This is a genomic window from Larkinella terrae (assembly GCF_009668025.1).
GTDB classification, from domain to species: domain Bacteria; phylum Bacteroidota; class Bacteroidia; order Cytophagales; family Spirosomataceae; genus Larkinella; species Larkinella terrae.
Window position 1 is genome coordinate 212,801 of the sequence record NZ_WJXZ01000001.1, and the last position, 22,515, is coordinate 235,315.

Annotated in this window: 21 protein-coding genes; 9 read left to right on the forward strand and 12 right to left on the reverse strand. The window is 50.9% G+C overall.

The annotated features are described in order from the left end of the window. Window positions 1-23 precede the first annotated feature (23 nt). Window positions 24-1,154 carry a hypothetical protein gene (locus GJJ30_RS00850; RefSeq protein WP_154172182.1) on the reverse strand — a complete coding sequence of 377 codons (1,131 nt, stop codon included), beginning with the start codon at window positions 1,152-1,154 and terminating at the stop codon, window positions 24-26. Between the two features lie 436 nt (window positions 1,155-1,590). Between GJJ30_RS00850 and GJJ30_RS00855 the strand changes: the two genes are divergently transcribed. Together GJJ30_RS00855 and GJJ30_RS32570 are read left to right on the forward strand one after the other, a co-directional pair. Continuing rightward, window positions 1,591-2,478, forward strand: coding sequence for a Ppx/GppA phosphatase family protein (locus tag GJJ30_RS00855; protein WP_154172184.1), 888 nt, complete (start codon window positions 1,591-1,593; stop codon window positions 2,476-2,478). A gap of 36 nt (window positions 2,479-2,514) precedes the next feature. After that, window positions 2,515-3,456: a GNAT family N-acetyltransferase gene (locus GJJ30_RS32570; RefSeq protein WP_170299086.1), complete on the forward strand. Its 942-nt coding sequence runs from the start codon at window positions 2,515-2,517 to the stop codon at window positions 3,454-3,456. A 47-nt stretch (window positions 3,457-3,503) separates the two neighbouring features. Here the strand turns inward: GJJ30_RS32570 and GJJ30_RS00865 are convergent, their stop codons facing one another. The 6 genes from GJJ30_RS00865 to GJJ30_RS00890 are packed head-to-tail and all read right to left on the reverse strand — an operon-like array spanning window position 3,504 to window position 10,340. Then, window positions 3,504-5,012, reverse strand: coding sequence for a lipopolysaccharide biosynthesis protein (locus tag GJJ30_RS00865; protein ID WP_154172188.1), 1,509 nt, complete (start codon window positions 5,010-5,012; stop codon window positions 3,504-3,506). Window position 5,013: 1 nt separating this feature from the next. Then, on the reverse strand, window positions 5,014-5,907 hold the full coding sequence (locus tag GJJ30_RS00870) for a class I SAM-dependent methyltransferase (RefSeq protein ID WP_154172190.1): 894 nt from the start codon (window positions 5,905-5,907) through the stop codon (window positions 5,014-5,016). Between the two features lie 34 nt (window positions 5,908-5,941). Then, window positions 5,942-7,054, reverse strand: coding sequence for a glycosyltransferase (locus GJJ30_RS00875; protein ID WP_154172192.1), 1,113 nt, complete (start codon window positions 7,052-7,054; stop codon window positions 5,942-5,944). Further along, window positions 7,051-7,782: a class I SAM-dependent methyltransferase gene (locus GJJ30_RS00880; protein ID WP_154172194.1), complete on the reverse strand. Its 732-nt coding sequence runs from the start codon at window positions 7,780-7,782 to the stop codon at window positions 7,051-7,053. The genes GJJ30_RS00875 and GJJ30_RS00880 overlap by 4 nt, the downstream gene beginning before the upstream one ends. Before the next feature lie 53 nt (window positions 7,783-7,835). Further along, window positions 7,836-8,936: a non-hydrolyzing UDP-N-acetylglucosamine 2-epimerase gene (gene wecB / locus GJJ30_RS00885; protein WP_154172196.1), complete on the reverse strand. Its 1,101-nt coding sequence runs from the start codon at window positions 8,934-8,936 to the stop codon at window positions 7,836-7,838. Between the two features lie 60 nt (window positions 8,937-8,996). Next, on the reverse strand, window positions 8,997-10,340 hold the full coding sequence (locus GJJ30_RS00890; protein WP_154172198.1) for a glycosyltransferase family 4 protein: 1,344 nt from the start codon (window positions 10,338-10,340) through the stop codon (window positions 8,997-8,999). A gap of 142 nt (window positions 10,341-10,482) precedes the next feature. Between GJJ30_RS00890 and GJJ30_RS00895 the strand changes: the two genes are divergently transcribed. Beyond that, window positions 10,483-11,223: a class I SAM-dependent methyltransferase gene (locus tag GJJ30_RS00895; protein ID WP_154172200.1), complete on the forward strand. Its 741-nt coding sequence runs from the start codon at window positions 10,483-10,485 to the stop codon at window positions 11,221-11,223. Continuing rightward, window positions 11,220-12,506 carry a glycosyltransferase family 4 protein gene (locus GJJ30_RS00900; protein WP_154172202.1) on the forward strand — a complete coding sequence of 429 codons (1,287 nt, stop codon included), beginning with the start codon at window positions 11,220-11,222 and terminating at the stop codon, window positions 12,504-12,506. The genes GJJ30_RS00895 and GJJ30_RS00900 overlap by 4 nt, the downstream gene beginning before the upstream one ends. 95 nt (window positions 12,507-12,601) lie before the next feature. Here GJJ30_RS00900 and GJJ30_RS00905 read toward each other — a convergent pair whose 3' ends face one another. After that, a complete protein-coding gene (locus GJJ30_RS00905) occupies window positions 12,602-13,339 on the reverse strand; it encodes a class I SAM-dependent methyltransferase (protein WP_154172205.1) in 738 nt (245 codons plus the stop codon). Window positions 13,340-13,397: 58 nt separating this feature from the next. Here GJJ30_RS00905 and GJJ30_RS00910 point away from each other — a divergent pair, with 58 nt between their 5' ends. The 3 genes from GJJ30_RS00910 (at window position 13,398) to pfkA (ending at window position 16,022) form a co-directional block, all read left to right on the forward strand. Continuing rightward, on the forward strand, window positions 13,398-14,147 hold the full coding sequence (locus tag GJJ30_RS00910) for a glycosyltransferase family 2 protein (protein ID WP_154172207.1): 750 nt from the start codon (window positions 13,398-13,400) through the stop codon (window positions 14,145-14,147). Between the two features lie 27 nt (window positions 14,148-14,174). Next, window positions 14,175-14,822 (forward strand): phosphatase PAP2 family protein, encoded by a 648-nt coding sequence (locus GJJ30_RS00915; protein WP_154172209.1) that lies wholly within the window; start codon window positions 14,175-14,177, stop codon window positions 14,820-14,822. A gap of 225 nt (window positions 14,823-15,047) precedes the next feature. Next, window positions 15,048-16,022 carry a 6-phosphofructokinase gene (pfkA, locus tag GJJ30_RS00920; RefSeq protein WP_154172210.1) on the forward strand — a complete coding sequence of 325 codons (975 nt, stop codon included), beginning with the start codon at window positions 15,048-15,050 and terminating at the stop codon, window positions 16,020-16,022. Between the two features lie 12 nt (window positions 16,023-16,034). Here the strand turns inward: pfkA and GJJ30_RS00925 are convergent, their stop codons facing one another. Beyond that, the gene (locus GJJ30_RS00925) at window positions 16,035-16,805 is read right to left on the reverse strand and encodes a YdcF family protein (RefSeq protein WP_154172212.1); all 771 of its coding nucleotides are present in this window, start codon (window positions 16,803-16,805) and stop codon (window positions 16,035-16,037) included. A gap of 80 nt (window positions 16,806-16,885) precedes the next feature. Here GJJ30_RS00925 and GJJ30_RS00930 point away from each other — a divergent pair, with 80 nt between their 5' ends. Next, window positions 16,886-18,322 (forward strand): TlpA family protein disulfide reductase, encoded by a 1,437-nt coding sequence (locus GJJ30_RS00930; protein ID WP_154172214.1) that lies wholly within the window; start codon window positions 16,886-16,888, stop codon window positions 18,320-18,322. A 42-nt stretch (window positions 18,323-18,364) separates the two neighbouring features. Here GJJ30_RS00930 and GJJ30_RS00935 read toward each other — a convergent pair whose 3' ends face one another. From GJJ30_RS00935 to GJJ30_RS00945, 3 genes are all read right to left on the reverse strand, one after another. Then, window positions 18,365-19,948 (reverse strand): ArnT family glycosyltransferase, encoded by a 1,584-nt coding sequence (locus GJJ30_RS00935; protein WP_170299087.1) that lies wholly within the window; start codon window positions 19,946-19,948, stop codon window positions 18,365-18,367. A 415-nt stretch (window positions 19,949-20,363) separates the two neighbouring features. Next, window positions 20,364-21,275 (reverse strand): DUF58 domain-containing protein, encoded by a 912-nt coding sequence (locus GJJ30_RS00940; RefSeq protein ID WP_154172218.1) that lies wholly within the window; start codon window positions 21,273-21,275, stop codon window positions 20,364-20,366. Between the two features lie 158 nt (window positions 21,276-21,433). Continuing rightward, window positions 21,434-21,880, reverse strand: a complete 447-nt coding sequence (locus tag GJJ30_RS00945; protein ID WP_154172220.1) for a septal ring lytic transglycosylase RlpA family protein — start codon at window positions 21,878-21,880, stop codon at window positions 21,434-21,436. Between the two features lie 265 nt (window positions 21,881-22,145). Between GJJ30_RS00945 and GJJ30_RS00950 the strand changes: the two genes are divergently transcribed. Continuing rightward, complete coding sequence (locus tag GJJ30_RS00950; protein ID WP_310588149.1) at window positions 22,146-22,469, forward strand: DUF3276 family protein; 324 nt, start codon at window positions 22,146-22,148, stop codon at window positions 22,467-22,469. Window positions 22,470-22,515: the final 46 nt, after the last annotated feature.

The window sequence follows — 22,515 nt, forward strand, 5'->3', positions numbered from 1 at the left end:
ACAAATCAGAGTTAACGGTAACATCACAACTTGAGGTCTTTCGCCAGCTTTTCCATCACCATCCGGTATGCTTCCCCGTTGGGGTGACTGGCATCGAATGGGAGCATATATTTCCGGGAGTCGAACAAATTCGAATAATCAAGCATTTGAATACCAGCCTCCTGGAAGAGTTTTTTCATTTCCGGTTCCATCGGCTGACCGGGAAAAATCAGGAGGTAGAAGTTATTATTTTTGAACTGAGCCTGGTATAATTCTTTGGATTTCCTGACGACATCGACCATCCGCTGGTAGTGATGCGTATAATACCGCCCCGGAAAACCCACCGCAAAATACTCCCGGATGTTACTTTTATACATCCAGTCGATGAGCTGTTTTTTGGTGGGTTGCTTGTTGGCAATTGTACCTTCGATAACCATCGTTTTCGGGTTCAGATACGGAATCCGGCCGTCCATAAATCGCAGCCAGTGCGTATGAGGAGTTACCCGATTAATGTGGTGGTTGATATACGTATAAATCGCTACGCCTTCTTTCTCTTCAACTTCGGATGGCAGGTTACGGCTCTGAAGCAACCCCAGCATATGCAGAGGTGAGTAGCCTGAAAAACCGTAATTATACGCATGGTAGCCCGTGAGCTGGCTAAAGTAATACGGCATGGTTTTCTTTTCGTCGACGCCTTCGCCGTACGTGAATGAACAGCCGAAAAACAGAGCATATTTATTTATCGGAGCGGAGGGTTTCGGCACCATCGGTACAACCCGGCGCGATAAGCTGTCGATATGAATCCGGATGGTATCAAAAACTTTGTTGCCGACCTTCGCGACAAAATCAACCGAAAAACCGGGTTTGGCCCGGTATCCCAGCAGGCTGTCGGGAATCGACGAATTCTGGGTATCCAGCCGCTCGGTAATGACATTGGGAGCCACAACCGGGTCCGGACGCAGCCGCAGAAGCAGGCCAAAAACCCCTTCCAGAATGAGGTAAAAAAGGATAAATGTAATCAGTGAAACGAGGGCGCTTTGAATCCAGGATTTTCCAAAAAATAACAGCCAGGCCAGCAAGCCAACGCCCAGAAATGTGAAGACGGCCCGAAACGCCACTTTTTTGATCGAAACTTCCGCCCAGATCCCGTCCCCATTACCTACCGTATATTCCAAGGCAATGACCAGTAAAATGCCTCCTAAAATTACGGCTCCGATTATAGTAAAAATACGAAAAAATTGTGGTGCGGTTTTCTGCAGTTTCATGTGACGTTTCTTCGAATCGGAGACAAATTTCTGAATTTAATCGTGTTAACACAATGGATGATTTAAGGAATATACCTGGTTTTTATTTCAAACCGACCGTGGAACGGTATAGTGAGAACGTTGAGAGCCCCAACGCTGCACCAGTTGCCTGTCACGTCGCCCCGTATCTATCGCTTTCCGGATGGCTTTTTTGCCTCAAAAAAGCCATATCAAAGGTCTAAAACTATTGCCGGTCTGACGGCTGAGTTTTGCAGACAAGTAACCAACCGAAAAGCCATTTGATTTCGTCAGCGGAGTTAAATTCAGTATATTTGGGCGTTTCAGTACCACTTTTCCCAACTTCGCTTTGAAAATTGCTGCCATTGATATTGGTTCCAACGCGGCCCGGCTTCAGATCTCAACGGTTCTGCACGTCGACGACGCTGTGAGCTTCAAGAAGGTTGAATACGTTCGTTTTCCGCTCCGTCTGGGTCATGATGTGTTCAATTTTGGGGAGATAACGCCGGAAAGTGAGGTCCGCACCAACAAACTGATGCAGGTTTACAAGCTGTTGATGGAACTCCACGAGGTGGAAGACTACATGGCCTGCGCGACTTCGGCCATGCGGGAAGCCGTCAACGGGCATGACGTTGCGAAGCGCATCAAAGATCTGACCGGTATCGAAATCCACATTATCGATGGGCAGAAAGAAGCCCAACTGATTAACAATGTGGTCGTTCAGGCGCTCGACGAACGGCAGTTCCTACACATCGACGTGGGCGGTGGCAGCACCGAGCTGAATCTGTACCTGAATCGAAAAAAAATCAATTCCAAGTCGTTCAAAATCGGTTCCGTCCGCTTGCTGGAAGGCAAAGAAACCCGGGGCGCCTGGAATAAGATGAAAGAATGGGTGGAAGAAAATGTGCTGACTTCCCAGGAATTGGTAGCCGTCGGGACAGGTGGTAACATCAACAAAATCTTCAACCTGGTGGCCAAAGTGGCCGACACGACCACGCTGGCGGAAATAGAACGGATGCGGAATTACATTTCGGGCTACAGCCTGGAGGATCGGATCAACAAACTGCGCCTAAATGCCGACCGCGCCGACGTCATTGTTCCAGCCGCCGATATTTATATTTCAGTCATGAAATGGGCCGGTGCCGACACCATCATTGTGCCCGACCTCGGCCTGAAAGACGGTATTATTCAGTTGGTTCACGAACGCTGGGCGAAAAAACAGCAGAAAAAAAAATAGCTGGCTACGACTGACTACGTCCTTTCTGAACGAGCTGTGTACGAAATTCTTCACCTGGAAAATCCGCTCCCGGAAAAGTTTCCGCCATTCTGCCGCGACGGTTTTTTGTTTCTGCAAGCGCGACATCTCCTCAACCAATCCTGCCGACCGCTCCATTATTTTGCCCTCGTTGATTCCGAAACCGGTCGGGCCGATGCGCGTTTTGCGCTTTTTATCCGTGACGACTGGGCCGTAAGTCCGTGTGCGGCTTCGTTTGGTTCAGTTGAATTTTCGGAAGATTTACCGGACGAAGAATTACGACGGTTCGTTGGCGAAGTAATAACGTATAGTAAGAAGTTACCAGTTCAGGGCCTTCGAATAGTAAATTATCCGAATTGTTATTTACCAACTGATTCTGAGCGACTACACGCTATATTGTTGGACACCGGTTTTGCGGTGAAATACGAAGAGCTGAATCAACATCTAATAGTCAGCATTCGTTCCTTTACCGAACAGTTGCACAATGCCGAACGGCGACGGCTTCGGAAATGCCAACAGGCCGGTTTTACGACTCGTGTCTGGACCAATCCGGACGTTGACGAATTATTTGGTCTGGTCCGAAAAGCCCGGCTCCGGAAGAACCTGCCGCTCTCCATGAACAGCAAAGAGCTTGCCAATTTAGTAAGCAATTTCAAAAGTGATTGTCCGGTTTTTACGGTATGGAATGGTGATTTGCTGATAGCTGCTTGTCTGGGAATTCGGGTAACTGAAGACATTTTGTACTACTTTCTCCCCGCCGATCACGAAGATTATCAAAACTTTAGCCCGTCGGTCATGCTGGTCGAATCGCTCTACTCCTACTGCCAGTTCGAACGCATCTCGTTACTCGACCTGGGCATCTCAACGAGTCAAGCGGTTCGGAATGAAGGATTGATTCAATTTAAAAAGCGGCTGGGTGCGGTTGAATCGCCGAAGTTTGTGTTTGAGATGCGGTTTTGAGATGATAAACCCGCCATCGTTCATAATTCATCATCCATCATTTTCAATCACCGCTGCCGGAATGCCCGCGTTCGGCCCCACAGCGAGCCCGCCAAACCGGTTACATCCTCGGAAACCCGCAGCGCCAGCACCAGCCCGGCAAACAGGCCCGCCAGAATCAGCGACCGCACCGCAATGCTGAGTAGCGTCAGCCACAACGAACCGCTCCATTCCGGCAAAATGAGCGACACGGCGTACACCAGCCCCAAAACCGCCACGGCTTTGATCCCGGAAAACGTAAACGGCAGGATTCGGAAAAACACCCACACCAGCCCCACTTTACTCAGCGCAAAAACCAGCGTAGTCAGGGTGGTCGCAAAAGCCGCCCCGTCGATACCGTAGCGCGGAATAAAATACCAGTTGGCGCCAATTGCGAGACAGGCCATCAAAATCATCAGGTAGGTCGCGTAGCGGAAGTGTTTGGAGTAGTTGATGATTTCGCCGTTGACGCCGGTGGCCATCTCGAACAGCTTCGCCGAAGCCAGTAAAAACACCACCATTTTGCCCTGTCGGTAAATATCGGCTTTCGGCAGAATGCTGAAAATACCGTCGATATTGGTCCAGATCAGCAGAAAAACCAGTCCGCCCGCCAGCAGTTGATTCAGCGACGATTTGTGGTACAACTCCTCCACGTGCGCCATGTTGTTCTGCCGCAACGAATTGGAAACCAGTGGCGTCGAAATCTGCGTGATGGTTTTCCGGGGAATTTCGATAATCCCGGCAATATAAGTGGCAATGATAAAAATGGCGGCATTGGTCAGCCCTTCGCCCCCGGAAAGCATCGTCCGGTCGATAAAATACACCACCTGCGTGCCGACCCCGCCCATCACGACAAACAGACCGAAATAGACCATCTGGCGAAACATACCCTCTTTCAATCGACCCACATCAAACCGCAGCGAAAATTTGCCGAGCTGGTAAATGTAGACCAGCAAAATGACGACGGCCAGCCCGTAAGCCGCCACCATCAGGTACAGCATCCAGTCGAAGTTGTACCAGCCCAACCCGAACAGCAAGATCACCAGCACATTCGCCAGCTTCAGGTAGACTTCGCGGATGAACGTCGGAATGGCAATGCGGGCGTTGTTGCGGCAATAGGATTCGAGCACGGAAATGTAAATCCAGAAAATCGTCAGCGGCACGACAAGCACGTGATAGGGAATCAGACCGGCGGATTTCTCGGCAAAATAATCCTGAATGGGTTGTTCAAAAATAAAATAAGCCGCCGTAAAAAGGCTGATTCCGATGAGCGGAAACACCAGCAAAAAACCCAGAAAACCGTTGTTTTTCGTTTCGTCGTCGCGGAAATAGCCAAAAAACCGGTCGGTAATAAACGGTGCGCCGAGGTGCGCAAAAGCCGCGAAAAGCAGACTATTTTCGAGCAAAAGCCGCGAAATGGCCAGTTGATCGGTCGATAGAAATTTCAGCGAAACGTACAACTGGTTAATAATTCCGATGCCGACCCCGATGTAGGAACCGACGCTGGCTTTCAGGCTTTGGCGAATGACAATTCCCATGTTATTTCCGGTAAATGGCGACCACCGTTGCCCCATCAATGGGCAAAGGCAATCGCTTGGCAACGAACCGGGTAGCTTTGTATAAAAGTGATGTGAATGAACTCTGGCCCATATTTTTCTCCAGCCACAACCGGTAAGCCGCGCTGCGATGCAACACCGAAGCGGTTTCCACCCGAATGTCGGGCGACTGCAAACCGACGAACGAACCGGCGTATTGCAGCGAAACCGGCTCCCAGAGCAGCGTGTGATGCGGGGGCAAATTTAAGGTATGATACGGATCTTCGCGGAAATAATACGACGCATTGTTGGGGACGCCAACCGCCAGCAAACCGCCCGGTTTGACGCACTGAGCCGCCTGCCGGAAAAAATCCCCCACCTGATTGACGTGCTCGAACACCTGAAACGCGCAGACGACATCGTACTGATCGGCCTGCTGTTCAGCGTGAATCTTCAAATCCTGGTTAATGATTTCGACACCTAGCTTTTTGCCGTACGCAATAGCATCGTCGTTCAGTTCGAGACCCAGCCCAACTGCACCTTTTTCGGGGAGCTTTTTCAGGAAATAGCCGTTGCCGCTGCCGATTTCGAGCACCTTATCCCCCGGTTTGATCCGCTGAAAAACCTGCTCGTGTTCCCATTTCCAGGGACTGTAATAACCGGTGTAGTGCTTGCCTAAATCGGCGTAAAAATCGGCGTCGCCCGCCAGCGTAAACGGGTAATAGAATTTCAGTTTCGACTGGTTGCAGCGGTAAATCATCACCTTGTCCAGACCGGCAAAAAACCGGCTGACGTCCATCCCAAACTGGTCGCGGTAGCGCTGTTCAATCGTGCGGACGTTCAGGCTTCGAACGGGCGAAACATCCGGCGACTGGGTCAGGGGTGATAATACGGCCATATTTTATAAGTTAAGTTTAGCCAGCCTAACGGACTCAAGTCCGTTGGTACGTTTCCAAAATGCGGTTTAACTCCTGAATGCGGGCGCTCATTTCGTATTCATTGATCATTTTCTGGCGGGCATTCCGGCCCATTTCTCCGGCCAGTTCGGGCTCCTCCAGCAGCTGCACCATGTAAGCGGCCATACCCTGAACATCGCCCTCTTCAACCAGAAAACCGGTTTTCCCGTGATCAACGGCTTCCTTGATTCCGGCGTGGCGCGTGCTGACAATCGGCAAACCGGCCGCCGACGCTTCCAGAACGGTATTGGGCGTTCCTTCCGAATCGCCATTCGCCGGATTCACCAGCGAATGCTGCGCAAAAAGCCGGGCCTTCCGGTGCCATTCGGCAATTTCGGCGGCCGGTTTTACGCCCAGTAACTGAACGGCGTATTTCAGTTGCAACTCGTTTACCAACGTTTGACAGGACTCAAACAGTTCGCCGTCGCCAATCATCACCAGCCGCGCGTCCGGGTGACGATCCAGCACTTTATCAAATGCCCGAATCGTGAGCTGGGGCGCTTTTTTGGCCGTAAACCGCCCGACGGCTACGATAATTTTCTCCGCCTTCGCCGGTTCGGCCCCGGTAAACAACCCGGTTTCGACGCCGTACGGATTCCGGTGTACTTTCGCCGGATCGGCCCCCAGCCGGACGAGTTGTTCCGCCATATCGTTGGAAACCGCCACAATCGCCTGGGCCTGGGCAAAAAGTTGCCGGTATTGCGCGCCGTATTGCCGAATTGTTTCTTTCTCCACCGCGTCAAATCCGTGAAAATGAACCACCAGCGGCACATTGGCTTTCCGGCAGGCCGCCATCACCGCACAACCCGTCGGGCCGTATTCCGCCAGCAAGACATCCGGGCGGTTTTCGTTCAAAAACCGGGTCAGAAAATGGGTATAAAACGCCGGATACAGACTCGGCAAACCCCGCTTGATTCCCACCCGAATCGGTTCGGCCAGCGGCATCCGAATGATCGAATGACCGTCTTCTGTCCGGTACGGACGCCAGCCACCCGACAGCGACAAGGCGGGTTTCAGGTAGCTGAGGTGGTTGTGAATAAACGTCTCCGAATACCGGTTTTTGTTCGGAAAGGCAAGGCAGAGTTTCATAGTTTTCGCCCGACTACCAAAAAGGTACAGGCGTCTTTATCCTTCGTTTGCTGGGAAGTTGTCTTGTCAAATAAGCTGATGGAAGCCTGCATCACGAGCACGAACGGCGGCCACAGCCAGCGCGGAATTTTGAACAGAAAACCGTCCTGGAAAAGCTGCAAACCCATCGCCGACCGTCCGATAATGCCGCGAAAGGCAACGATTTCGAAGCCGTTGCGGGCCACAATTTTCTGTAAACCCGCCGAGGTCCAGCGCCAGAAATCGGTCGGGTCCGGGTGGTACATCCAGTAGCCGTGGGTGGTCAGCAGCAGCAAGCCGCCCGGTTTCAGAATGCGGCAGGCTTCCTTCAGATAACCTTCCGGATCTTCGACGTGCTCCAGCACCTGCGTCGACAACACCACATCCACCTGGTTATCAGCCATATCGATGCGACTATCGGAGCCAATGTAGACGTCGGCATGCGGATTCCAGTCTAGATCGATGCCGATGTATTGCACCTGATTGGCCGGAAAAAGCGAGACGTACGGTTTGGTACCACAGCCAAAATCCGCCAACTTGATCTGACCGGCCTTCGTCAACGGGTCGATAAAGGTGGTTTTGGCGTACTGCACCAGTTCCCGCAGTTTGATCAGGTAATACCGGCGGGGATTGGTCAGGGGCGGTTTTAGCCGGTAATGCTCCGACGGGTTGTCGGGCATCGCTTCGGCACGTACGTTTGAATCGGTCATTTCAGTTACTAAATTGGTTTATACAGCTTTTATTGCCACTGCATATTCCTTTTTCATCCATAAATCGTGTGAATAATCCCGGCAATCCGGCCAGCGGCCTGTCCATCCCACAGGGGCGGAATCACGCCTTTCTTCGCTTTTCCTTCCAGAATTTCCACCACTTTCCGGTGTACGGTTTCGGGATTCAGGTCGGCCAGCAACTGATTCGTTCCCAACTCGACGGTAACGGGCCGCTCGGTGCTGTCACGGAAGGTCAGGCACGGCACCTGAAGATACGTCGTTTCCTCCTGAATGCCCCCCGAATCGGTGACGATAATGGCCGCGTGTTCCATCAGATTCAGGAATTCCAGGTAGCCCTGCGGTTCCATCAACTGAAGGTTGGGAATGGCGTTCAGGCGCTCCTTCAGGCCAAAATTGCTGAGGTTATTGAGCGTCCGGGGGTGAATCGGGAACAGCACTTTTTTGTACTGAACCGTGTCTTCCACGACCTGCAAAATACTGCGCAAACCGGCTTCGGCATCCACATTTGCGGGGCGGTGCATCGTCATCACCACGTAACTACCCGATTCCAGCCCCAGTTTTTCGACCGTCCGGGTTTCGGCGGCTTTCCGGCGGTAATGCACCAGCGAATCGATCATGACGTTGCCCACAAAATGGACTTTTTCGTCGGCCACGCCCTCACGTTTCAGGTTATCGACACCCGCCTGTTCGGTAATAAACAATTGATCGGAAATGCTGTCGGTCAAAATTCGGTTGATTTCTTCGGGCATCCGGCGGTCACCGCTCCGCAAACCGGCTTCGACGTGCACGACCGGAATGTGCATTTTAACCGCCACCAGCGTACAGGCAATGGTTGAGGTGACATCGCCCACCACCAGCACCACATCCGGTTTTTCGGCTTCCATCACTTTTTCAAACTCCAGCATGATGCGGGCGGTTTGCTGGGCGTGCGAGCCACCGCCAACGCCCAGAAAATAATCCGGGTTCGGCAATTCGAGCTGATTGAAAAACACATCGCTCATCTTGGCGTCGTAATGCTGCCCGGTATGAACGATTTTCGACTGAAAAGAAGGATACTGCCGGAATGCACGGTGCAGCGGAGCCACTTTCATGAAATTAGGCCGGGCGCCAACGATATTCAGGATTTTTGTCATGGATTCTCTTAAGCAGCAGGTTTTTCAATTACTCATTTTTTAGGACTTACGCTTTTACCCCTAAATCCCCTGAAGGGGACTTTTAGCATCCGGATTAGCTGCGTCCAAGTCCCCTTCAGGGGATTTAGGGGTAGTTCTAATTTTTATGCCGACGACGTACTCGAACGCCCGAACGTATTCTTTCAAAACCGTGTGAATATTGACTTCGTTGCGAATGATTTGAAGCGAATGCTCACCAAAAGTTTTCACGCGCTGCGGATCGGCCAGCAGGTTGTCAATTTTTTCGGTCAGGCTGTCGGCGTTGCCATTTTCGAAATAACCGCCGTTGTAACCTTCGCGCACCAGCCGTTTTTCCGTACCATCGGCGACGGAGCACACCACCGGTTTGGCAAAACACATGGCGTCGTTGATCGACAGACCGCCCATGCCACCCAGCACGTAAATTGCGGAAGCGTGCAAAAACCGCCCCAGCGAAACCGAGTCGTAGACGCCACCGACAAACTTCACCCGGCTTTCGACCCCCTCGTCAACCGCCAGCTTTTTCCAGTTTTCCTCCTCCGGGCCGTAGCCCACCACCAGTAGTTCGATGTCCGGGTAGCTGGTTTGCAGTCGTTTGACGGTTTCGATGATCAGGTCGACGCGCTTCCATTTCACCAGCCGCCCAACGTGAATCAGTCGGTACGGATTGGGGGGCAAAACCGGTTCTTCGCGTTGAACCTGTTCAAAAGCCGCCAGCAGTTCGTCGGTATCGGGCGAATTGGCCGTAATGAATATTTTTTCGCGCGGAATCCCGTAACTGCCCGCAATCTGATAAGCGTCGTCCACGTAATAAACGTGCGCATCGGCCCGGTGCATGTAAATCCGGCGCATCAGCGTGAGTGCCAGCGTGTTCAGGTAACCGCTCAGCGTCTTTTTCCGGGTCAGGCTGAAATCTTCGTTCTGGTTGCCCACGCCATAATAGAACTCCCGGACTTTGCCCCATTCGGGCACATTGAACGGAATATCGCGGTAAATGAGCCGGATTTCCTGCCGCCGGGTCCATTGCCAGAACGACCGACTCATGGCAAAATGCAGGATATACGGCCAGCTCACGACCAGCAGATCGGGCTTTTTTTCCAGCAAAACCGATTGAATATCTTTAAAGAACGGTTTGCCGTACCAGGTGGTATATTCCTCCAGATCGAGGATCTGAAAGCGGTTATTTCCGGTTTCCTCGTGCACGCCCGACCCGATGCTTTTGCTGCGTTTATTCGGTTTGATGATACTGACCTCAATCGAATAATCGGTTGCTAACTTGTTCAAAACCAAGGTAAAATAATGCGGCAAACCCGCCATCATGAAGCAAACGTGCATCCGAAAATCGGTATAAAGAGGAAACGACGAATCAGGCAATTCAGGGGGCAAAAGTACAACTTTGCGGACAAATTATTGCATGCCGCCGACCCGACGTCCGAATTCCCGTTGGTCGCCCTTTTGAATCTGCCCGACAAGTGGCTATTTTTGGCAACGGAAAAACCGGCCGCTTTTCAAATTAGCACCTACCAACTTGACGCTGACCGACCGCCAATTCTGGCTCAATTACTGGGAATCGAAAGAAGGACTCATTTTTCAGGTACCGGAAAATTATCCGTTTCTGCCCCTGATCCGGCAGTTGGTGGCTGCGCATCCCGTCCGGTCGGCGCTGGAACTGGGCGGTTTTCCGGGCCATTATTCGGTCTGGATGAAAAAACGGCTGAACATTGCGGCTACGCTGCTCGACTACGTTGTTCATCCCAGAATTCTGCACGAGCTGGAAAAAGCGAACGGTTTGCCGGAAGGTGCCGTCGGCGTCATCGAAACGGATTTATTTCAATACACGCCCCAACACGGTTTTGACCTGGTGATGTCGAACGGCCTGATCGAACATTTCGACGACACAAAGGCTATTCTCGAAAAACACGTCGAATCGCTGAACCCCGGCGGTTTGCTGCTGGTGACCTTGCCCAATTTCCGGGGACTGAACGGCTGGTTTCAGAAAACCTTCGACCCGGAAAACTACGCCAAGCACAACATCCGCTCGATGGACCTGGAATTGCTCCGAAAAACCGCCGAACAACTTGGTTTGCAGGACATTCAGGCCTATTACAATGGGCGGTTTATGCTCTGGTTCGAGCGCGAATCCGAAAAACCGCTGCTGGGCCGCTTGCTCAAGAAAATCTTCTGGCTTCCGATTAAAGTGTTTTTCAAGCTGGTTCCGCTGGAAACCAAAGCGTTTTCGCCCTACATTGTTCTGACGGCCACCAAATGAAGGTTCTTCACCTGAGCACGTTTCACCAATTCGGCGGAGCAGCGATTGCGGCCAGTAGGCTCAATCAGGCGCTGAACCGCGCGGGTGTGTCGTCGGCAATGCTGGTGTCCGAAACCAGTGCCAACGAACCAACCGTTACTGCACTCGCCCAAACCGCCTGGCAGAAACGCTGGGCCACCGCCCGGTTTGCGCTCGACCGCCTGACGTTTCTCCCCTTCGAACGCAGCCGCGACGTCCGGTTTACGTTTTCACCGGCGCTGATCGGCACGGACATTAGCCAGCATCCACTCGTTCAACAGGCTGACATTCTGCACCTTCACTGGACAACTTTCGGTTTTTTATCGACCCGTTCATTAAGTAACCTATTTGCGCTGCAAAAACCGGTTGTCTGGACGATGCACGACATGTGGTCGTTCACCGGCGGCTGTCACCACAGCGGATCGTGCGAAGGTTACCAACACCAGTGCGGCAACTGCCCGTTCCTGCGCCTGCCCGCTCCGGATGATTTATCAAACAGCGGTTGGCTTCGAAAGCAAACCGCGTATCAAAATGCGCGGCTGACGCCGGTGGGTTGTAGCCAGTGGCTGGCCAAGCGGGCACGGCAAAGCAGTTTATTCGGCGGTTTATCCGTCCAATCGATTCCCAATCCGCTGGATACCCACTTATTTTCACCCCTTGAAAAAACCGCTGCCCGACAGGAACTGAAATTGCCGACCCATAAACGACTGCTTCTGTTTGCGGCTGCCAAAGTTTCAGCACTGGGCAAGGGATTTGCGTATTTTCAGCAGGCGCTGGCTCTTTTACGGCAGCAGTTTCCAAACGCCAATGACGTCGAATTGCTGATTTTTGGTGGTGGGGATGAAAGTCTACTGCAGGAATTACCCTTCAACTACCACTTTCTGGGGTCGCTGAAAAATCCCCGGCAGATCGTTGCCGCCTACAGTGCCGCCGATCTGTTTGTCATTCCGTCGCTGGAAGAAAATCTGCCGAATACGATTATGGAATCGATGGCCTGCGGAACGCCGGTGGTCGGTTTTGAGGTGGGCGGTATTCCGGAAATGGTTCAGCATCAGCAGAATGGCTATCTGGTTCAGTACCGCTCGGTGGAAGATCTGGCCCGTGGGATGCAGTGGGTTCTGGAACAACCGGAAGCGGTTTTCAGCCAATTGGCCGCCAACGCCCGAAACTATGTTGTGACTCACTACGACGAAGCCGTGATTGCCCGGCGTTATATTGAGTTGTATAATTCTGTTACACAGGCGGGGCCGCCCCCAACCCCCTAAAGGGGGCATTAATCGGCATTTCAATGCCCCCTTTAGGGGGTTGGGGGCAGACCAAAGAAAGGAAGAATCTGAATTTTAGACAGTCTATAACAACACTAAAAAATCGACAGATCACTCTTTTTCCGGCACAACACCGCGTAGGCGCTCGGTTTGATTTTCCGCAAAGCAGGAACTGCCTTCAGAATCTGCGTTTTGAGCCAGATTGCCCAGAACGCCAGCGTGCTCGGGGCCGATCGCCGGATGGCGGCCGTGTCGTAAAATACACTGTGTTCGGCCAGGATTTCGAAGCCTTCGGATTTTAACAGGAACTTGAAGAGCGAGGGCGTAAAAATATTGATGTGCCCGTAAGCCAGAAAATGATCGACTTTTTTATCGACGAAAAAGCTGAAATCGATGGGAATTTCGAAAAACTGGTAGTCCGAAACCCGGGCAATTTCGCGCAGCAAAAGGCGGGGATGTTCCACGTGTTCGATCACGTGCGAGCAGGTCGCCAGCGGAAACTCCCTGGCACCGTACGGTATTTTGTAACCGTCGAACAATTGCACGTTCTGCAGCGAGCTCAGCTTCCGCTCCCGGATTCGGTTGGCACCACTTTCCGAAATTTCGAGGGAATACATCGCCGGAGAAAACCGCAACTGGTCGAGCTGCTGCAAAACCGCTCCGTCGCCGGAACCGACGTCGAGCATCTTCGGAAAGTGATACGATTGGCACAGGCGTTGAATGGTTTCGGCCTTCATCCGGGCGCCCATATCCCGCCAACTCCGGTCAGAATCAGCGTATTGGGAGCGATAAGCATCCTGTAGTGCCGATGAGGTTGTTGAATTCGTTTCCATTCAGCCGTTGGTTCGCTCGTAAAAATACCGTTTTTTTGCGAATTGCCGCTCCTTTGCTATGCCCCTGCTTTCCATCATTACTGTCACCTACAACGCTGAACGCTTTCTGGAGCGCACCATTCAGAGTCTGCTGGCCAATCAGCCGGGCGACGAGGTGGAGTACCTGATCATCGACGGCAACTCCAAAGACCGGACGCTGGAGATTGTGCGGCAGTACGAAACGCACGTCAGCCGCTGGATTTCGGAACCGGATCGCGGGCTGTACGACGCCATGAACAAAGGCCAGCAACTGGCCACCGGCGATTTTGTCTGGTTCCTGAACGCCGGTGACGAAATTCACGACGCTTCGACGCTTTTTAATTTGCTGAATCAGTTACGAAACAACCCCGCCGACGTCTACTATAGTGACGCCCTGTTTGTCGACGACTCTGGAAAACCGCTGGGGTTACGCAGCGAAATTACGCCCCACAAGTTGCCGCACAACCTGACCTGGCGCGATATGGCGATGGGTATGAAGGTTTGTCACCAGGCTTTTGTTGCCCGGCGGACGCTGTCTCCGCCCTTTCTCGTCGATAACCTCAGTGCGGATGTGGACTGGGAAATCCGGTGTCTGAAAACCGCCCGCCAGATCGTCTGGCTCGATTTTGTGCTGTGCAGGTACCTGGTCGGCGGGTTGTCGGTCCAGCGGCACCAGAAATCACTCACGGACCGGTTTACGGTTTTGGCAACCCATTTTGGAACGGCGACGGCGGTCTGGAATCATGTAAAAATTGTGGCTCGGGCGGTGCGGTTTCGGTTTTTCGGGTGAATTAATAATGTCTCTTAACACACCAAAATGGCACAACGCATACGGTTTTTAGTAATTCTCTGGCTGACGTCCTTTCAGCTTTTTGCGCAAACCGCCGGTGATTCCATCCCGACGGCGCGACGGTTTCCGCTCAAATCGTTCCTTGTTCCGGCCGCGCTGGTCGGTGGAGGTGCCGCCCTGCTCGGTCACCCAACCCGCGCTCCTTTCGAGCAAACCGGTCACGTCAGTTCGGCGGACGACTATTTGCGGTTCGGCCCTTACGGTTTGCGGGTGGCGTTGCAGCTTGCGGGCGTCAAACCGGCGGTTAAACTGGGCGACGAAATTGCCGTGACGGTCTTGTCGAACGTGGTGATGGCCGGGGCCACGGAAGGTCTCAAACGCACCATTCACTCGACCCGTCCCGATGGCTCCGATCGCCGGTCGTTTCCGTCGGGCCACGCTGCGGTGGCTTTTACGAGCGCCGAATTACTGCATCAGGCTTATAAGCACAAGAGTCCCTGGATCAGCGTGGCGGGGTATGCGCTGGCCAGTGCGACGGCGGTGCTGCGAGTAGCCAATGATAAGCACCATTGGGCCGATGTTTTGGCCGGAGCGGGCATCGGGATTGCGTCCGTAAAGATAACGTATGCGGTTTATCCGGTTATTAAACGTAAGTTGCAACGCCATCGGAGATAAACAAAAAACAAAACTCAATTCACTTAAATTCAGGTATTTAACTTCAAAAAGGCAAGGTCTCTGGATTGATTAACCGGCGGTTTTCGGCTTTAACTCTGTATTAAATTCGCTTTTCGTTGAACACATTTGTCGGTTTGTTAAAAAATGAAAATAAATTTGCGGTTCGCGAGCAAAAGGCAGACGAATATTTTTTTGCACACAGGGAATTTAAAATAGACTTTTTATATGAAGCGCTTAGCTGTTTTTACTTCCGGCGGTGACGCACCCGGCATGAATGCCTGTATTCGGGCGGTTGTCAGAGGGGCTGTTTACCACGGCGTCGAAGTTTTCGGCATCCGTCGGGGGTACAACGGAATGATTAACGGCGATATTTTTCCAATGACGTCCCATTCGGTTAGTAATATTGTTCAACGGGGTGGAACTATCCTGAAATCAGCTCGCAGCAAAGAGTTCATGACCCCCGAAGGGCGGAAAAAAGCGCACGACCAACTGCTCAAACACGGCATCGAAGGCCTGGTGGCCATTGGCGGAAACGGGACTTTTACGGGCGCACTGAAGTTTTTTGAAGAATTCCAGATTCCGACCGTTGGCGCACCGGGAACGATCGACAACGACCTCTACGGCACGGATTATACCATCGGTTTTGACACGGCCGTGAATACCGCCCTCGAAGCCATCGATAAAATCCGCGATACGGCCGACTCACACGACCGGATTTTTTTTATTGAAGTAATGGGCCGCGACTCCGGGTACATCGCCATTCAGTCGGGAATTGCGGGCGGGGCCGAAATGGTGATGGTCCCGGAAGTGTTGACGCCGATCTCGGAAGTGGTCGAAACGCTGAAACAGGGCTGGAGCCGTTCCAAATCATCGTCCATCATCGTGGTTGCGGAAGGTGACGAAGAAGGAAATGCCGCCGAAGTAGCCGAAAAAATTCGCACGCAGGTGGGTGTTGATGTCGACATGCGCGTCACGACGCTGGGCCACATTCAGCGCGGAGGAATCCCAACGGCCTACGACCGGATTCTGGCCAGCCGGCTGGGTCTGGGAGCGCTGGAAGGCTTACTGAACGGCGAGAAAAACGTGATGGCGGGCGTTGTCAACAACGAACTCCTGTACACCCCGTTCATCGACACCATCAAGCTGCCCAAACCGATTAATGAAGATCTGTTGCGGATGGTGCGCATCCTGAGCGTATAGCGGTTTTCTGCCTCACACATAACCGGTAACCCAGTAGGCGACGTATCCAATGAATTCATGAAAAAGCCAGTAAAAATCAAATAAGGCTTTTTCGGACGGAAGCAGCAGGCTGTTGGGCGTAAAATCGCGGGCCGCACTGATGAAGGAAGTCGGATACGGGATTACCGCGAGATTCTGTTTCTGAAAGCATCCCACAGCCCGGCGCATGTGCCAGGCTGACGTAATCAGGACGCACTGATACGCCTTAAATTGTTTTTGCAGGATCGGTGCCGAGAAAAGGGCGTTTTCGTGCGTATTCCGCGACCGGTTTTCCAATACCACGTCCTGCGCCGGAACACCGGCGGTGAGCAGAAACTGCCGCGCCAGCTGCCCTTCCTCGGCAACTTCCCGTTTGATAATACCGCCGGTGCCCCCGCTGATCAGGATTTTCTGAATCTGGCCGGATTTGTACAGCAAAAGGGCCTGGCCCATGCGGTCGGCCTGACTTCCCAAATAGATGTGGTTGCGCGGCTGGGCATCCACCGCGACGAGCCCGCCCGTCAATACCACGCCGATCCGCGCCCCGGTTCGGGCCGGAAGATTGGCCGGAGGGTATTCCCAGAAAATCGCTAACTCATTGGTAATAAACCCATTTCCTGTAACCAGAAGCAAGACAACCGCCGAAATCAGGGCTTTCCGTCGGCGGGCATGATTTTTGGTAAATACTGCTAACAACAAAGCAATGGTTACCAGCCCCAGTGGCATAATCAGGAATGAAAGGACTTTGGAAAGAAAGTAGAACATCGTGTATGCGAAGGCCAACGCCCCAATCGTTATAAGTAGTATCTTTGTATGACAAACTCTGGTTATCCAACCGCTCTATCATGAACCGCCGATTCTGTTTCACGGCTCTGCTGCTGTTTCTTTCCGTATCGACCCTGCTGGCCCAATCGTCTGGCGGTCACCTCGTTACGGCCCGAATCAAAGGACTGTCCAATAAAACGGCTTATCTGGCCCATTTCTATGGTCAATCTCAGTTTACGCCCCGCGACACGGCGACCGCCGACGCCGAAGGCAAACTGGTTTTCGACGGGGCCAAAGAACTGCCCGGTGGCTTGTACATGATCGTGGTAGATTCCAAACCGGTTTTGCAACTGGTGATTGGCGAACAGCGGTTTTCGATCGAGGCCGATACGGCCAACGTCATCGAATCCATGAAAGTAAGCGGTTCGCGGGAAAACGAGCTTTTTTATGAGTACCAGAAATTCCTGAGCAAAAAGTACGGAGAAATCGGTGCTTTGCAAAAAAAGGGCGGAACAGCCGCCCAGATCGCTGCCGGTCAGAAAGAAGTGGAAGATTACCGCAAAGATTTTATTGCCAAAAACGCCAACACACTGACGGTGAAGCTGTTTAGAGCCGCCGAAGAGCCCGAAATTCCGGAAGCACCGAAGCTGGCCAACGGCCGCCCGGATTCCAATTTTGTTTTCAATTATTACCGAAATCACTTCTTCGACGGCTTCGATTTCTCGGACGAACGCATGCTGCGCACCCAGTTTCTCCAGAGTAAAATTGACCGGTTTATGAAAGAGCTGACCGTTCAAACCGTCGATTCGCTCATTCCGGCCGCCGATTACCTGGTCAACAAAGCCAAAGCCAACAAGGAAATTCTGCAATACACGATCTGGTACATCACCAATCAATACGAAGAGCAGAAAAAGGTGCTGAACACCGACGGGTTGTTCATTCACATGGCCGAAAAATACTGGCTGACCGGTATTATGCCCGTCAGCGACACGTCGACGCTCACCAGTATGCGCGACCGGGTGAAGATTCTGAAACCGCTGCTGGCCGGAAAAACTCTGCCGAACGTCACCTTGAAAGACACGCTCGGGCGTTTTCAGGCGCTGCATAACCTGAAAGCCGAGTATACGATTGCCTTCTTTTATGATCCCGAATGCGGCCACTGCCGCGAATCAGCTCCGTCGCTGAAAAAGTTTTACGATAAAAATAAGGCGAAAGGCGTTCAGGTTTACGCCGTTGCGATCAGCAAATCCGAGGCTCTCTGGAAAAAGTTTATCCGGGAATTCAAACTCCAGAATCTGGTAAACGTCTACGGCCCCAGCGCGCCGGTCGATTACAAAAATAAGTACGATGTCTATTCGACGCCGACGGTTTACGTTCTCGACAAAGACAAAAAAATCCTGGCCCGACGGCTGCCGGTTGAAGATCTCGAAGGCTATTTTAACTTCCTCCAACAACAGAAAATGACCAAAAAACCGGGCCCCATGAAGGATGCAAAAGCGAGTGTGAAGGGAAAGTAATGGGTTTTATTGCAACCGCTACGGTTTACTACCAGGCATCCATCACTCACGAACGTAAACTTTCACGCCGTCGAGAATGGAATGCACCCGATAGGCAGAAATAAAAGATGAATCAATGGAATTAAATTTCGTTTGGTAATCTTTATAATGGGTATCTTCTAAAATAAATCGAGGCCGGTTCCGACGGATGTCATCCATATACCGCCGGATAAAATAGGGTTGCAAGGTGGAAGGATTGATTTGCCGGGAGGCAAATACATCGCGCGTCCCCGGTAATAAACCGGTATGGCAATAGATATGCGCTAAATTGCCGTGTCCCCAAATACTAATCTGATCGGACGGTTGTGCCAATTTCCTGATTAGTAAGGCTATTGGATCAGGCCGTTCCAGAGGCCGGTAAGCATATTCAATTCCCTTGTTTTTATTCAGCAACTGAAGCAGAAAAAACAGTAAAAACGGGATATAAAAACCATATTTATAGAGGTTCGACGATACAATCTGCCGATTTTCTCCGAGTATAATTCCCAGACCCCAAAATAACGGAGCAAAAAAGAAAAATAAATAGTGCTGAAAACCCTGACCCGATTTAATTACCGAAAACCAGGCTATTCCCAACAGTATAAACACGTATATAACACGTCGCTTCGATACAAAAGCGATTTTTGATAAAAGTAAACGGGCGCCTAAAAAAGAAATACTGAAAAAAGTAAACAGAAAAAAAGGAATCAAATCAGAAGCGACATTGGGCATATCAGCGTTGCCAAACAGCATTTGCCAGGGCAGGGACCAGCGCAGGCCACCCGATGAGTTACTATAACTCAGATTAAAAAGCAGATATGAAGCGTAAAAATCAGGGAATAAATCCGCCAGGTATAAGTAGATTCCAGCCAGTATTGTAGGTAATAAGCCTAAAGAAACTAATACGAAAAACCGCCTGAACGTTAATTGTCTGTACAGTTCTATGCCTAAAAAAATTACAATAACACCGGCAATTGGAACTCCCTGTAACTTAGCATAAGGCATCAAACCAGCCATGAAACACAGTATACCGGCATACACAAATTGCCGGCCGCTCATGATTGCCGACAGACATAACATTTCGATGGAAATTACTAAATGGGGTAATACTTCCGAACTGTATCCAACAAATTCAAAAAAAGTTATTCCAGCCATGCACAAGGTATACCCAAACAATACAAGTTTGGCGGTTTCGTAATTATATAAGAAACGAATAGCTTTATAAGTAAAAAAAATACCCGGAATAATACTCAGCAACAAACCGATAATACGGATAGAGGTATAATTGATTGAACCCAGTAACCAGTATGCTGTCGCTAATACATAGTACTGTATTGGGCCAATGGTCGTGCCATCAAACGATTTAAATACAAACGGATCATTCACCATAACCCCCGCTCCCGCAATCATAAAGCTCTCATCCAGGTTTTGTTCAGGGAGCACGGTATTCGGCAATCGAAATAGAAAAACCGCCAGCAAGGAAAGAATGATAATCACTATTTTTTGCTGATCCGACTGATTTTTACGGATTACCAAAACGAATAAAAAGCCAACCAGAATGATTCGTAGTGCGAAATAGATTTTGTGACTATACCGGGTCGAATTCATCAGCTCGACCAAGATGTTGTGCAGTGATCCAGGGTAATCCATGTAAGGCAAAGCAGAATTTACAAAAAAAGGCAAACGCGTAAAACGCCGATTTTCAGGAATTACTATTTTGATTGGTGTAGCTTCAAATCCATACCTTCATCAAAGCCTATTTTTCCGAAAAGAGAATGCCCATATGGAATAAAATAGGATACCATTTTTGGCAGTCATAAAAGTGCAGGTGAGCCCCGTTAAGCCTCCCCTAACCATTGCAAACTGCTTCATTTTATTTTCGGGATGTACGAGTTTTCCGATACATCCGTAAGGTAAAATTTATGGGTGCATCTGCAAAAAGAAATACGGCAAATAGCTGTATTTTTCGGATTGAACTGTAGCTCAGAAGGATCGAAAGGCTAAAAAAAACGATCGCAGACGGTCACTTCATCTTCGTCCGCTTCACCAGATAACTCGTCAGGATTTGGTCAAAGCCTTTGGCGATGTCGGCTTCGATGAAGTCGATCCGGTACTGGCCGCAGCGGAGTTTGAGTTCGTGGTAAAAATTCTTGATGGCCGTCTGGTAACTGTCCCGCACCTGGTTGGGCTGCACTTTCACTTTGTCGCCGGTTTCCAGATCGATAAACTCGTACGGACGCTCGTCGAACGCGAAATCTTCCTCGGTTTTTTTGTCGGTTACGTGAAAGATCAGCACTTCGTGGAGGTTGTGGCGCAGGTGCTGCAGGGCCGAAAAGAGGTGATCGACATCCGACACGTTTTCGAACATATCACTGAAAATCACCACCAGCGACCGTTTGTTGATTTTTTCGGCCAGTTGGTGAATGACCTCGGCGGCTGAGGTTTTCCGCAGCGGGGGCGGCTGTTGGAGTAAGGTATTGAGTTGCTGGAAAATCTTGTGAACGTGCGAAGGCGTCGATTTGGTCTGGGTCTGAATATCGATTCCTTCGGCAAAGGTAGTCAGGCTGACGGCGTCTTTCTGGCGTTGCAGCAGGTAGGCAATGCAGGCGGCCGCCAGAATGCTGAACGTGATTTTGCCGTAACCCGGTTCGGGGTAATACATCGTCGACGACGTATCGAGCAGCAGGTGGCAGCGCAGGTTGGTTTCTTCTTCAAACCGCTTGACAAACAGCCGTTCGCTTTTGGCAAACACTTTCCAGTCGATGTAGCGGGTGCTTTCGCCGGTATTGTAGAGCCGGTGTTCGGCAAATTCCACCGAAAAACCGTGGAAGGGCGACTTGTGTAAACCGGTGATAAATCCCTCCACCATCTGACGGGCGAGGAACTCCACATTGCCGTATTCCCGGACTTTCAATAAATCTACTTGCGATGCCATAGTTGTAAAAATACGTATCGCGGCCGGATCATCAAAGTGAATCAGGTGGTAGTTCGTGCCCCGGTGGCATTAAAATTATTCCGTGTCTGAAATGCTCCGGCGTGTTCTCTACTTCCTGTTTCGGTGATCCAACCGCGATACGAAAACGTTGGCCGCGCTTAAATGTTGTCGACAGGTGCCAACAGCGGCTCTAAACTGGGATTAAGCGGAAACAAGTCGGCGGTGGCCGGATTCATTATTTTCCGGTTGTTCCCAACAACCCGGATTGCCACGTTGGCAATGCCCGTTTTGACAATTCCGAGGGTTTTCGCGGCTGCATAGGCCAGATCGATGATGCGGCCTTTGCCGTGCGGCCCCCGGTCATTAATCCGTACAACGACGGATTGGTTGTTGGATAAATTGGTCACTTCGACCATTGTGTTCATGGGTAGAGAAATGTGTGCCGCCGTCAGTTTTTCGTTCTGATAGCGTTCTCCGCTACTGGTTTTTTTCCCATGAAAGCGTTTTGAATAGAAAGAAGCCTTTCCTTTCTGTATGAGACCCGACTGGGCCTCCGTTGATTTCATGCCGCCAAAAAGCAGCATGATCGTGACGATTATACTCATACAGTTTGAGGTTTGGTGGAAAACAAAAAAAGGTTGGACGTCAGACACTTACGCCCCACCTTTAGCAGAAATTTATCAATTCCCTCATTACAAAGATAGCAGCAACTGCTTAAGAAGCAAACTGTTTTCTTTATTTATTCTAGTGTTCTCTCAAAACTGTCCTGTTTGGGCCGTACGCTATGAAAATTAATTTCAGGCAATATTTTTGCTAGTTATACTAATCCGCTTATTTTAGCGTTTAAATCACCCCAAACCACCAGAGATTGTGGAAGAAAAAGAGAAAGAAAAAATCTTTTCCAAGCGCGTCAGGGCTGGAAAACGTACCTACTTCTTTGACGTCAAATCCACCCGCGCCAACGATTACTATCTGACTATCACCGAAAGCCGCCGGCATCCGCAGGGCGACGGTTTTATCTATGAGAAACACAAGATGTTTCTGTATAAAGAAGATTTTGACAAATTCTCGGAAGCTTTGCACGACACCATTCAATACATTAAATCTGATTTGATGCCGGATTTCGACTTTTCGCAGTACGCCGTGAAAGATGAACTCGAAGACGTTGGCGGCACCGAATTGAAATGGGAATAATCAACTCGCCCTTTCTTCCACCCTTAGCCTCTGATCCACCGGAGGC